Below are 12,857 nucleotides of genomic sequence, written 5' to 3'. Positions count from 1 at the left end.
CCTCTGTTACTTTTTTCCGGCCAGAACACCACGCAGCGCGTCAGCGATCAGTTCGGCTTTAGGCCCAACGATGATTTGTACGCTTTGTTTGTTCAGCTTGATTACACCACTAGCACCAAGACGTTTGGCAGCAGCCTCATTCACCAGATCAGCATCATTTACCGACAGACGCAGACGGGTAATGCATGAGTCAACGTTGGTCACGTTAGCAGCACCACCAACTACATCAGCGTAGCCTTGAGCCAGTGACAGGGTGTCGCTAGCAGCTGGGGCAGCTACTGGAGCGGCAGCAGCAACGGCTTCTTCATCTTCACGACCTGGCGTTTTCAGGTTCAGAGCTGCGATCACAGCGCGGAATACAAAGTAGTAAATCGCGAAGAACACCACACCTTGAACAATCAGCATGATCATGTTCTGGGCCAGCGGGTTGCGGCTGGACAGAACAAAGTCAACCAGACCGGCCGAGAAGCCAAAGCCTGCAATCCACTGCATTTGCGCAGCGATAAATACAGACACACCAGTCAGGAAGGCGTGAACCACATACAGCAGTGGTGCCACGAACATGAAGGAGAATTCCAGCGGCTCGGTTACACCAGTGAAGAATGAAGTTACCGCAGCAGCCAGCATGATTGAACCTACGCGAGCGCGGTTTTCAGGCTTAGCAGCTTGGTAGATCGCCAATGCAGCACCTGGCAGACCAAACATCATGATTGGGAAGAAACCAGCTTGGTACATACCGGTAACACCTTGAACAGCCTTACCTTCGGCCAGTGATTTCGCACCACCCAAGAAGTTAGGTATGTCGTTGATGCCGGCTACGTCAAACCAGAACACAGAGTTCAGGGCGTGATGCAGACCTACTGGGATCAGCAAGCGGTTGAAGAAGGCATAGATACCAGCACCAACAGCTTTCAGGCCAACGATCGATTCACCGAAGTGCACCAGACCACCGTAGATGTGTGGCCATACTGCCATCAGGATGAACGATACAACGATCATCACGACAGAAGTCACGATTGGCACCAGACGGCGGCCGGAGAAGAACGCCAGTGCTTTGTGCAACTCAACACCGCTGAAACGGTTATAGAGTTCTGCAGCAATCACACCGCACAAGATACCAACAAACTGGTTGTTGATTTTCTTGAACGCGGCTGGCACTTGATCCAGAGGGATACCCTGAATTTGCGATACCACGTTAGGTTTGAGCAGGGTGGTTACCACAAGGAAACCCACCAGACCCGCCAGCGCAGCAGCGCCATCTTTGTCTTTCGACATACCGTATGCCACACCAACCGCAAACAGGATTGGCATCTGGTCAATGATGGCGGCACCAGCTTGAATCAAGAAAGCTGCCAGTGCATTACTTGCACCCCAACCATCCGGATCAATCCAGTAACCAATACCCATCAAAATCGCAGCGGCTGGCAATACAGCTACCGGCACCATCAGTGACCGGCCGATTTTTTGCAAATAGCCCAAAATATTCATGCTTATTTCACCTTTTAAGTAGTACTTCGACCCTATTAGATTGAAGAACCAGCTAGAGCTGATAACACTACAACTTCATCCCCAGAACATCGTTTGCTGCGCAGACGAGAGGTTCAAAATGGCCACTTGATTATCTGCCCGCCGTCACAATCTGTGCAATGTTTCCATTGCAAGCTGTGCAAGAAAGCAAAAATCTTCAAACAACCATTTGAAAGCTCGCACGAAACAACGAAGATCCGTGCGGCAAAGATTGTCATTGTGTGAGGCGCATCATGTTGAGATTGCTCAATGATTACAACCAATGAGTCTGCTTCTTAATACTTTGCAAGATTTCTTTACATTAGCCAGCCGATACACCACCGGGGTATCGCCATCGCAAGCAAAATGGTGAAAAGTCGGCAATCGATTGGTTACACCGCCGCACAGCTTCGGTTAGAATAGTTTTTTTATCTGTCACTGGTTTATCCACACATGCTTACAGGTAGCCTTGTTGCACTCGTCACGCCGATGGACGTGAACGGTGAAATCGATTTCCCCACCCTGCGTAAACTCGTTGACTGGCATATTGAACAAGGCACCAATGGCATCGTCGCCGTTGGCACCACAGGTGAATCCCCCACACTGGATGTGCATGAGCACATCGCAGTAGTAAAAGCAGTGGTCGAACAAGCGGCCGGCCGCGTGCCGGTCATTGCCGGCACGGGCGCCAACTCCACCCGCGAAGCCATTCACCTTTCGAATGAAGCGCTGCGCGTCGGTGCTAACTACGGCCTTAGCGTCGTACCGTATTACAACAAACCCACGCAAGCCGGCCTTCATCAGCACTTCAAAAGCATTGCCGAAAATACGGCACTACCCACGCTGCTGTATAACGTACCCGGCCGCACTGGCTGCGATCTGAGCAACGATACTGCACTGCAGTTGGCTGAATTGCCCAATATCGTGGGCATCAAAGATGCCACAGGCAATATGGAGCGAGCCGCCGAGCTAGCTAAGCGCGCCCCGGCTGACTTTGGCCTTTACAGCGGTGACGACGCCACCACCCTGCCCTTCATTTTGCTGGGTGGCCATGGCACGATTTCGGTAACTGCAAACGTAGCCCCCAAAGCCATGAGTGAAATGTGCGCTGCGGCGGCACAAGGCAACATCGCTCGTGCACGCGAATTGAATGACCCGCTGCAAGGACTGCATCGGCATCTGTTTATTGAAGCCAACCCCATCCCGGTAAAATGGGCGCTGGAAACCATGGGCAAAATCCCTGCTGGCCTGCGCCTGCCGCTAACTCGCTTGAGTGAGAGCGCCCAAAGCACGCTCAAACAAGCCATGCAAGCGGCTCAGATTATCTAATTTTGTTGGTAGACCCGCCTTTCGGAATCTCGATTCATGCAAATCAAAACTCTTTCCAAACTGCTGCTCTCTACCGCACTGCTGACAACACTCAGCGCCTGCGCAACAGGAGATCTTCTTTCTAGCAAAGTAGACTATCGCAAAGGAAGCGATAATTTGAATAGAAATCAGCTGGAAATACCACCTAACCTTACTTCCCCTTCGTCAAGTACTTATTCGACCTGGAGCGACCACTTTCAACGTCCAAGTCCAACCGATAAATCACTATCCATATTGCCTGACAATATTAACGCGCGCTTAAAGAATATAGATGGTGTTCGCTATATTGAGATTAACTCATCACCAGAATCCGTTTGGCACAAAATTTATGAGTTCTGGATTTCGAATGGATTCCAAATCCAGGTTGAAAAGCCAGAAATAGGCATCATGGAAACAGATTGGCTAGAGAATAATGCTACGTTACCAGCCAATTTTCTTGGTGGAATTTTTAAAAACCTTACAGAGCAACTCCTATCTACCGGTTCAAAAGACAGGTTTAGAACAAGAATCGAGAAATCTGAGACTCCGAACGTAGTAAACGTATACATCACGCATCAAGGGGTCCAACAACAACTAAAAGCAGGCGAACTTGGAATGGGAGATTCATGGAGGGGAACGATATGGACCCAAACCCCAGCAAATACTGAGCTCGAAATTGAAATGATGACTCAGCTGGTTCAAGCTTTAGGCACTCCCGCCGAAACGGCAAAAACGCAAGCTGAGGAAGCTTTAATTTCCAGCAAACCTAAAGCCAATCTCAACGGCAATGAGTTGGTGCTGGATGATCAAGCTGATCGAGCTTGGCGTCGCGCAGGCTTAGCCTTTGACCGCATTGGTTACAACGTACTGGATCGCAATCGCAGCACTGGCGTGTACTCAGTGCAGCGCGCGGCCACAGACATTGGCAAAGAAAGCGAAACCAGCTACTTCAGCTCGTTAGCCTTCTGGAAAAAAGCAGACGCGGACAACAGCAAAAACACCAGTCAGGTTTTTGATGTTCAACTCAAGCCCGCTGGCGACAAGACCGTACTAACCATCACCAGCAAAGATCCAATCGATCCGGCGGTGCAGAAAAAAATGCTGAACGATCTGCTCAATCAATTGAAATAGCAGGGCATACCTCCGCAAGCAAATCAGAACAAGGCCTTTCGACTTATACGCCAACCAAAGAAACGCCAGCGACACTGCTGGCGTTTTTTATTCCTACAGCAAACAAACCACTGATCTAGCACCAAGCTATCTCATTGGCGCACCTCACTCGATAGGCAAAAAAAAGCCAGTCCGTAGACTGGCATTTTGTGAGGCTTGAGCCTTAGTTGCTTTCCACCTTGCTCATCCGACGGCGATCATGCTCTTGCAGATAGCGCTTACGAATACGGATGTTTTGCGGGGTGATTTCCACCAATTCATCATCATCGATAAACTCAACTGCGGATTCCAGCGTCAGTTTCACTGGCGTGGTCAGACGAACCGCTTCGTCAGTACCTGAAGCGCGCACGTTAGTCAGTTTTTTACCCTTGATCGGGTTTACCACCAGATCGTTGTCACGGCTGTGAATACCGATGATCATGCCTTCGTACAGTTTCTCGCCCGGGCTCACAAACATCCGGCCGCGATCTTCCAAGTTCCACAGCGCATAGGCAACCGCCTCGCCATGCTCTTGCGAAATCAGCACGCCGTTGTGACGACCTGGCATATCAGCCTTGGCTGGTGCATAGTCATCAAAAACGTGACTCATCAAGCCAGTACCGCGAGTCATGGTCATGAAGTCACCTTGGAAACCGATCAGACCACGCGCTGGAATATGGTATTCCACGCGCGTACGGCCTTGACCATCACTTTCCATATTGGTCAGCTCACCACGGCGACGACCCAGCTCTTCCATCACCGCACCCTGGTGGCCATCTTCAACGTCGATGGTCAGGTTTTCATACGGCTCGCAACGCTCGCCATTGATTTCTTTGTACACCACGCGTGGTTTACCAACGGCCAGCTCATAGCCTTCACGACGCATGTTTTCCAGCAGAATAGTCAGGTGCAGTTCGCCACGACCAGAAACGCGAAACACGTCGGTGTCATCGGTGTCTTCAACCCGCAGCGCCACGTTGGTCAGCAGCTCTTTGGTCAGACGATCACGAATCTGACGGCTGGTCACGAATTTACCTTCAGTACCGGCCAATGGCGAGGTGTTCACCATAAAGTCCATGGTCAGCGTTGGCTCATCCACGGTTAGCATCGGCAGACCCATCGGTTGCTCTTTATCACAGATGGTGACGCCGATACCGATGTCTTCCAGACCAGAGATAATAATAATGTCACCAGCTTCAGCTTCAGGCACTTCAACGCGCTCCAGGCCTTTGAAGCCAAGCACCTGGTTGATACGGCCTGCAGCTACTTGGTCGTCGTGGTTCATCACCACCACCTGCTGACCAGGCTTGATGCGGCCATTCAGCACGCGACCAACGCCAAGGCGACCGGTATAGGTTGAGTAATCCAGCGCGGCGATTTGCAGCTGCAATGGCGCATTGGCATCGCCCGGTGGGGTTGGCACGTGTGAGAGGATAGTCTCAAACAGTGGACGCATATCGGCTGATTCAGCATCCAGCGACAGCTTGGCAAAGCCGTTCAGACCTGAAGCGTAAACAATTGGGAAGTCCAGCTGCTCGTCAGTGGCGCCCAGCTTGTCAAACAGATCGAAAGTTTGATCCACCACCCAATCAGGACGTGCGCCCGGACGGTCGATTTTGTTGATCACCACGATCGGGCGCAGGCCTTGGGCCAGCGCTTTTTTGGTCACAAAACGGGTTTGTGGCATCGGGCCTTCAACGGCATCTACCAGCAGCACCACGCCATCCACCATGCCCAATACGCGCTCAACTTCGCCACCGAAGTCCGCGTGCCCTGGGGTATCCACGATGTTGATGTGAGTGCCTTCGTAATTAATAGCGGTATTTTTCGCCAGAATGGTAATGCCGCGCTCTTTTTCGAGATCGTTGCTATCCATTACGCGTTCAGCAACTTGCTGATTTTCGCGGAAAGTACCGGCTTGTTGTAGAAGCTGGTCTACCAGCGTGGTTTTGCCGTGGTCAACGTGGGCAATAATGGCGACATTTCGAAGTGCGCGGGTCATGGGTCTCAAATTCAGGATTTGCGAAAACGGCGGATTGTATCATGGCTTAATGACAATCACCGTACTTTGGCAAGTACCGACTGGCGGTTAATAAGTACAAAGGCTGTACATCAAGACGAAATGAGGGGAGCGAAGCCCCGGAATGGGTCAAGCGCAAGATCCTGCAGACACCTGCCGCACGGGTATGTCGCCCAAAACCTTATGGGGAAATAGCTTTCAGCACATACCCAGACAGGTATCTAGCTACATTCAGCTGATCGAGCTTTCCAAGCCGAGCGCAAACCCACTACAAACAAAAACATGCCCACCAGCGCTGGCGGCAACCATGGCAAAGGATTGCGCCAAGCACCGCGATCCAGCATGGCCAGCGTAGGCTCGGTCGGGTCGTAAATCACAGTCGGTTGCTCGGCCACCCCACCGCGAGCGCGCAGTAAATTCCAATCGGCAAATTGATACCGCCGCCCATTATGAATGAAGGAAACATGAACACGATAGCGTTCAGCCTGCGTTTGATCGGGCGGCAGCCGCTCATAACGGAGCAACTGCCCCTGCACAAGCTCGCCACGCAATACCAAAGGATAGCGTTCGGCGCCCAGCTCGTAACTTAAACCTAGCAATGCCAAGCCCACCACCAGCTGCAAACACCAAACCCAGCGTATCCATGCCTGACCTACGCGCTGCGCTGATTGTTCCAGCGCTGAAGGATCGATCTGCATACTGCCTCCCTTGCTGCCTGACTAGCTTTTGCCAAGCAGACAAGCTGACGAATTGACGCACCGCTACGTGTGGCCTAGGCAATCACAAACACTTCGCCCGAGCGAGCATCCATGGGTATACCTGGCAAACCCAAGGCAGATGAAAGCTGCAGCAACATACCCGCAGTAGCGCCCCAGATCAATCTATCCTGCCAGCTTAAAAATAGCGCCTCACCCTGCTGCGTACCGCGCTGCACCCGCCGGCGGGCATAGCGTGCTGGATCAAGTGCAATCGCAAGGGGAATCTCAAATACATCGGCCACTTCATTGTGATCGGGTTGCGCCTGATACGCCGGATCAATCCCCGCCAGTACTGGCGTTACGCAATAGCCGCTAATGGTGTGATAGTGGCCCAATTGGCACCAGGGGGAGATATGCTGCGGATCAATACCCACTTCTTCAACAGTTTCGCGTAGCGCGGTGGCGATGCGGTCGTCATCTTGTGCTTCTACCCCGCCACCGGGAAAGCTAATCTGGCCAGCATGCGCGGCTAAATGGGCGGCCCGTTGCGTAAGCAACAAGCTTAATTCCTCACGCAGCACCACTCCCACTAACACCGCCGCTGGCCGCTGCCCTTGTCGCGCCCCATCACCCGCCGCTGGCCACGTCACCCCTTGCAGGCGCTGCACAGCCCAAGCTTGAAAAGCCGCAGCCTCAGCGGGCCACATCATCCATCACCTTAGGGAGTTTCAACTCACGCCAATGCGCAAATAGCCGCAGGGCTAGGCCAGCCGCGAAGAGAAGCCATACCCAGCCCGCCGCAGTAAAGCCAGCCGATTGGGAAAAGTAAAACGCCAGTGCCACCAGTATCGACACCGTGCCATAAAAATCTTCATGCAGAATAAATGGCACATCATTCACCAGCATATCGCGCACCAAACCACCGCCCACCGCAGTGACAAAGGCCAATACACAGACGCCAAACAGATTCACGCCCATCGACATCGCCACCTGCGCCCCCGCAATACTAAAGGCCACCAGCCCGATCGAATCGGCCACGATAAAGATCTTATTCAGTAGCCCCACATTCAGCCGATGCAGGCGCACCAGCCAAGCCAGACCCAGCGTGAGAAAGATCGTCAGGAATGGGCCATTATCCAGAAACACCCGCGGCAATTGCGCCACCAGCACATCACGAATCATGCCGCCGCCAATCGCGGTGAGCAGCGCCAGGATCACCACCCCAAGCAAATCAAACTGCTTTTTTGCGCCAATCAAATAGCCAGAAATCGTGAACGACGCGGTACCAATCAAAAACAACCAAGTAAATTCAGGCAACTGCAAAATACACCTTTCCACACGGCCGACGGCCAAAACAACTTATTTATGATTAAACGCTGAGCAGTTTAGCTTTGACCGCCGCACACAAGGTTTGCAGCACATCAAACGCCGGCGCGATGTCGCTTAGCTCGCTGCGCTTGGCCTGCATTTCGATGTCTTTACTTTGCTGAGCAATCCGCGTCGCCCCTAGCTGGCCAGCCGCGCCTTTGAGCTTGTGGGCAAAGCTAATAATTTGCCCGGCATCTTGGGCCGGAATAGCCTGCTGCAAGCCCTGCAAACACTCATCCAGCGTAGGGTAAAACAAGGCCAGCAATTCTTCGCGCATATCCATACCCACCGCTTGCTCTAGGGATTGGAACATGGTCTCGATATCACGCAGCTCGTGGTCAACTTCATTTAACAAGGCAGTACTCATGATGTTCTCCGCACAGTCATGGCTGGTGGGTGATTTAATTTCATTATTCTGACAGCCAGATGATCATCTTAGCTGGCTTTGCCGCACTGCGCCAAGACGGGGAAAACCACACTAGTGAGCAGGGGCGCCCGTCTGCCCACGCACTCGGCCTGCTGCGGTATAATCGATCTATTTTTCGCAACAATTCTGGCCTGCCATGACTCGTAAAATCCTTGTCACTTCCGCTCTGCCTTACGCCAATGGGGCGATTCACATCGGCCATCTGGTGGAATATATCCAGACCGACATCTGGGTACGCTTTCAAAAATCTCGCGGCCACACCTGCCACTATGTCTGTGCAGATGACACCCATGGCACGCCTATCATGTTGCGCGCAGAGAAAGAAGGCATCAGCCCAGAAGCGCTGATTGCGCGGGTGCATGGCGAACATTCACGGGACTTTGCCGGCTTTCACGTTGGTTTTGACAACTACTACAGCACCAATAGCGAAGAAAACCGCCACTTTGCCGGCACGATTTATCGCCAACTGAAAGACAATGGCAAGATCGTTAGCCGCACGATCAATCAGCTGTACGACCCAGTCAAAAACATGTTCCTGCCTGATCGCTTCGTAAAAGGCGAGTGTCCGAAGTGTCATGCTAAAGATCAATACGGCGACAACTGTGAGGTCTGTGGCGCAACCTACAGCCCTACCGAGCTGATCAACCCATTCTCAGCCGTCTCTGGCGCGACGCCCGAGCTACGCGAATCAGAGCACTACTTCTTCAAATTGGGCGATTGCGAATCCTTCCTCAAAGGCTGGACCACCACCCCGGGCAAACTGCAGGCCGAAGCCGCTAACAAAATGCAGGAATGGTTTGAATCTGGCCTGTCGGACTGGGATATCTCGCGCGACGCGCCGTATTTCGGCTTTGAAATCCCTGATGCGCCAGGCAAATATTTCTATGTATGGCTTGATGCGCCGGTGGGCTATATGGCTAGCCACAAAAACCTGTGCGATCGCCTCGGGCTGGATTTTGATGAGTACTGGAAAAAAGACTCAAGCACCGAGCTGTACCACTTCATCGGTAAAGACATTCTGTATTTCCACGCTTTATTCTGGCCGGCGATGCTGGAGTTTTCCGGCTACCGCACGCCGACAGCGATCAACACCCACGGCTTTTTGACCGTGGATGGCGCCAAGATGAGTAAATCGCGCGGCACCTTTATTACCGCCGAATCGTACCTCAACCACCTGAACCCAGAATGGCTGCGCTACTACTTCGCGGCGAAGCTCTCAAACACCTTTGAAGACATCGATCTGAACTTTGAAGATTTCACCGCGCGAGTGAATAGCGATTTGATCGGTAAATATGTCAACATCGCCAGCCGGGCCGCCGGCTTTATCAGCAAGCGTTTTGCCGGCCAACTGGCTAGCCAATTGGGCCAGGTTGAGCTCTTAAGCCGCTTACAAGCGGCTAGCGAATCGATTGCCCAGCATTTCGAGGCGCGCGAATATAGCCGCGCGATTCGCGAAATCATGGCGCTCACCGATGAAGTGAACCAGTTTGTCGATCAGCACAAACCTTGGGAAATGGCCAAACAGGAAGGCCGCGAGCAAGATCTGCAGCAGGTATGCAGCATTTTGATTAATGCCTTCCGCATCCTGACCATTTACCTGAAACCGGTATTGCCAAAACTGGCTAGCGATGTTGAAGCCTTCCTGAATGTGGCGCCGCTGCAATGGCAAGACGCTCAAACGTTGCTCACCAGCCACACCATCAATACCTACAACCATCTGATGACGCGGATTGACCCAAAACAGATCGAAGCCATGATCGAAGAAAACAAACAAGCCCTGCCCGCGCCAGCCGAAGCCCCAGCTGCGGCGCCAAGCTATGAGATCCCGGCCATCAGTGAAACCATCAGCATTGATGATTTCATGAAAGTGGATCTGCGCATTGCTCGCATTGCCAATGCCCAACACGTGGAAGGCGCAGAAAAACTGCTGCAGCTGACGCTCGATCTGGGTAATGAAACCCGCAATGTCTTTGCCGGCATCAAATCGGCCTACAAACCGGAAGATCTGATCGGCAAACACACGGTGATGGTGGCCAATCTGGCCCCGCGCAAGATGAAATTCGGCCTGTCTGAAGGCATGGTGCTGGCCGCCGGCGGCGATGGTGGCCTGTATATCCTCGAGCCTCACGATGGCGCCAAACCAGGTATGCGCGTGAAATAAGCACATGCCCTGAACAAAAACGGCAAGGTCTCACCCTTGCCGTTTTTTTATGCCTACAATGCAATACAAATTCGCGGTAGGAATCACCATGAGCCACGCCATTCATTGCTTTGTTAGCGGCCACGTGCAGGGCGTTGGCTTTCGCTGGGCCACCTGCGTTGAGGCTGAACGTCTGCACCTCACTGGCTGGGTCCGCAATCGGCATGATGGCCGCGTTGAAGTCTGGGCCGAGGGCGACCCACATGATCTAGATGAACTCGCCGAATGGCTAGAAACCGGCCCGGAAGACGCACGGGTTGATGACGTTAAGCGCCACCGGGTAAAAGCCAAAGGCTATTCTGCCTTTCACGAAATGATGACAGCCTAGGTATTGTCTGCAAAGCCAATTCTATCAAGCGATACAGTCAGATACCCCAGCCAGCCAATCACGCAAACTGCGCCCGCATCCACGCCAAATAAGCCTCACACTCGGCCGTACCAGCCGGCGGCGCCCAAGTCGCCAGCTCTGCTGGTGCCACCGGCACATAGGGCCCGGCTTTAGCCTCAAAGAAAACACAGGGCGTTAAGGCCACCACTGCATGAAATGTGCCCGCCTCGATATTAATGCCGAAATGCTCACCTCCGGCGCGCAAATGATGCTTGGCTACCACCTGCCCATCCGGCGCAAAAATCAGTACGCCCAGCTCCCCAGCCAGCATTAGCATAGATTCAGCCTTGGCAGGGTTCAGATGCCGGTGGGGCTGCACATAGGTGCCCGGCTGCAACGCATTGGCCAGCCGATGACAGGCCGCATCATCCCCGGCATGAAAATTCCGGTTTTTGCGTAAGCGCGGGCTAGCCGCAGCCTCTGCGAGCAAATCGGTCAGCAAGGTTTGATCAAGTAAGCTGTAGTGCGGCATCTATCGGCTCTGGGCAGGTGAAATGCCGCAATTAAACCACGATGCGCCCACGCTTTCAGCGGTGGCGACAAGCACGCCTTGGCGCAGCTATAATCGCAGCCTTGAATATTGCTACCGATTGCTGATCATGACGCTGCCAGATCCACGCCTATATCCCCGAGTTAACCCGCAAAATCCGGTTATTCGCCAACTGATGTCGCTGCTCACCGAGCGTGAAGCTAGCCAAGTGGCGAGCAAACGCCAGGGGCTGCGCCAGCTGATCGCCGAATTGCTGGCCGCGCGTGATCACTATGGCTTGAATGGCGCGATTACTCAGGTGCCATCGCAAGAGGCGTGGTTTGAATTGTGGCAATGCATCCGCGATGAGGTCGAGCAATCCACCGCACCGCGTTACGCGATTCCGTTTGCGATTCCGGTGGTGCTGGTGGCCGGCTTAAAAGGCGAAACCACCTTGCCAAGCGAAATCGATGGCGACAAAGCCTTGGCCATTTTGCGCGAGCATGGCGTTGTCGCCGCGGATGCCGATGTGTGGCTTTCGGGCGCTTTGCTGGATGCCAGCCTTTTGGCCGCCATCAACCCGGCGCAAGTGGCCGAATGGAAAACCAATCTAAGCAGCGCCCGCGATTTTCCATTGGATTCGGCCGGCGCACCGATTGTGGTGAAAGACGAAATCGTTGCGCTGCGCTATCTGGTGGGCGTCGCGATGCAAAGCCAGGATGCCGCCCCAGCGATTAAGCTCGGTGGCAGTGTTGGCGCGTGGGGCATGCCATTTGCCCAATTGATTGGCGACGCACTCAAAGCCGATGGCGTGACGCTATTCCCCATTCCGCGCACGCCACTGAGCTGGCTGGCGGCACAAGATGCCGGCCGGGTCACCCAGCTGGAAACACGCCTGCAAGTAATGACCAGCAACGCGCTGCGCTCCATTCGCAGCAAAGGCCGCACGCCGGTAGTGACGGTGGCCGCGCACGAAAACGCCGAAATCCGGATTACATTCAGTAGCCAAGAAGACCCCGAGCGCTGGGAAGGTTATGTCTGGCCGCTAGCGGCCAATGACCAGGTCGCCTACATCGAGCAATATGTGACTGAACTGATGCGCGAATGCCGTGTTGAGCAAGTCAAAATCATCGGCAATGTTCAGCCCGTGCTCGACACCGATGGTCTGCCACTGTTCATTACCGCCCATAATCTGGGCTCGGCCATCGCCAGCATTCAATAATTGTCAGTGATTACCGTGGGCGGCTTGCCTTGTGCTGTCGCCCTGTTCCGCCCCGCCAAGGAG

Annotated in this window: 12 protein-coding genes; 5 read left to right on the top strand and 7 right to left on the bottom strand. The window is 53.5% G+C overall.

Going from position 1 to position 12,857, the window contains the following annotated elements:
- Positions 1–6: 6 nt before the first annotated feature.
- Positions 7–1,488, bottom strand: a complete 1,482-nt coding sequence (nagE, locus tag G482_RS0104365) for an N-acetylglucosamine-specific PTS transporter subunit IIBC (RefSeq protein ID WP_028449012.1) — start codon at positions 1,486–1,488, stop codon at positions 7–9.
- A gap of 471 nt (positions 1,489–1,959) precedes the next feature.
- On the opposite strand from nagE, the gene dapA reads away from it, so the two are divergent.
- Both dapA and bamC read left to right on the top strand, forming a co-directional pair.
- On the top strand, positions 1,960–2,835 hold the full coding sequence (dapA, locus tag G482_RS0104360) for a 4-hydroxy-tetrahydrodipicolinate synthase (RefSeq protein ID WP_028449011.1): 876 nt from the start codon (positions 1,960–1,962) through the stop codon (positions 2,833–2,835).
- Positions 2,836–2,871: 36 nt separating this feature from the next.
- Positions 2,872–3,984 carry an NlpB/DapX family lipoprotein gene (bamC, locus tag G482_RS20000; RefSeq protein WP_084414451.1) on the top strand — a complete coding sequence of 371 codons (1,113 nt, stop codon included), beginning with the start codon at positions 2,872–2,874 and terminating at the stop codon, positions 3,982–3,984.
- A gap of 202 nt (positions 3,985–4,186) precedes the next feature.
- Here bamC and typA read toward each other — a convergent pair whose 3' ends face one another.
- The 5 genes from typA to G482_RS0104330 form a co-directional block, all read right to left on the bottom strand.
- Positions 4,187–6,004 (bottom strand): translational GTPase TypA, encoded by a 1,818-nt coding sequence (gene typA / locus G482_RS0104350; protein WP_028449009.1) that lies wholly within the window; start codon positions 6,002–6,004, stop codon positions 4,187–4,189.
- A gap of 239 nt (positions 6,005–6,243) precedes the next feature.
- Positions 6,244–6,720 carry a DUF3592 domain-containing protein gene (locus tag G482_RS0104345; RefSeq protein ID WP_028449008.1) on the bottom strand — a complete coding sequence of 159 codons (477 nt, stop codon included), beginning with the start codon at positions 6,718–6,720 and terminating at the stop codon, positions 6,244–6,246.
- A gap of 74 nt (positions 6,721–6,794) precedes the next feature.
- Positions 6,795–7,430, bottom strand: a complete 636-nt coding sequence (locus G482_RS17250; RefSeq protein ID WP_084414450.1) for a CoA pyrophosphatase — start codon at positions 7,428–7,430, stop codon at positions 6,795–6,797.
- The gene (locus tag G482_RS0104335; protein WP_034618910.1) at positions 7,414–8,037 is read right to left on the bottom strand and encodes a trimeric intracellular cation channel family protein; all 624 of its coding nucleotides are present in this window, start codon (positions 8,035–8,037) and stop codon (positions 7,414–7,416) included. Before G482_RS0104335 ends, G482_RS17250 begins: the two co-directional genes overlap by 17 nt.
- A gap of 52 nt (positions 8,038–8,089) precedes the next feature.
- Positions 8,090–8,455, bottom strand: coding sequence for an Hpt domain-containing protein (locus G482_RS0104330; protein ID WP_028449006.1), 366 nt, complete (start codon positions 8,453–8,455; stop codon positions 8,090–8,092).
- 196 nt (positions 8,456–8,651) lie between these two features.
- Between G482_RS0104330 and metG the strand changes: the two genes are divergently transcribed.
- Both metG and G482_RS0104315 read left to right on the top strand, forming a co-directional pair.
- The gene (metG, locus tag G482_RS0104320; RefSeq protein WP_028449005.1) at positions 8,652–10,676 is read left to right on the top strand and encodes a methionine--tRNA ligase; all 2,025 of its coding nucleotides are present in this window, start codon (positions 8,652–8,654) and stop codon (positions 10,674–10,676) included.
- Between the two features lie 88 nt (positions 10,677–10,764).
- Positions 10,765–11,043: an acylphosphatase gene (locus tag G482_RS0104315; RefSeq protein ID WP_028449004.1), complete on the top strand. Its 279-nt coding sequence runs from the start codon at positions 10,765–10,767 to the stop codon at positions 11,041–11,043.
- Positions 11,044–11,101: 58 nt separating this feature from the next.
- Here G482_RS0104315 and G482_RS0104310 read toward each other — a convergent pair whose 3' ends face one another.
- Positions 11,102–11,575 (bottom strand): WbuC family cupin fold metalloprotein, encoded by a 474-nt coding sequence (locus tag G482_RS0104310; RefSeq protein ID WP_028449003.1) that lies wholly within the window; start codon positions 11,573–11,575, stop codon positions 11,102–11,104.
- 127 nt (positions 11,576–11,702) lie between these two features.
- Here G482_RS0104310 and G482_RS0104305 point away from each other — a divergent pair, with 127 nt between their 5' ends.
- On the top strand, positions 11,703–12,794 hold the full coding sequence (locus tag G482_RS0104305; protein WP_034618907.1) for a hypothetical protein: 1,092 nt from the start codon (positions 11,703–11,705) through the stop codon (positions 12,792–12,794).
- Positions 12,795–12,857: the final 63 nt, after the last annotated feature.

The organism is Chitinibacter tainanensis DSM 15459, from assembly GCF_000429785.1.
GTDB classification, from domain to species: domain Bacteria; phylum Pseudomonadota; class Gammaproteobacteria; order Burkholderiales; family Chitinibacteraceae; genus Chitinibacter; species Chitinibacter tainanensis.
The sequence above is the reverse complement of the archived record's forward strand: the minus strand, read 5'-3'. Positions and strand labels throughout refer to the sequence as shown.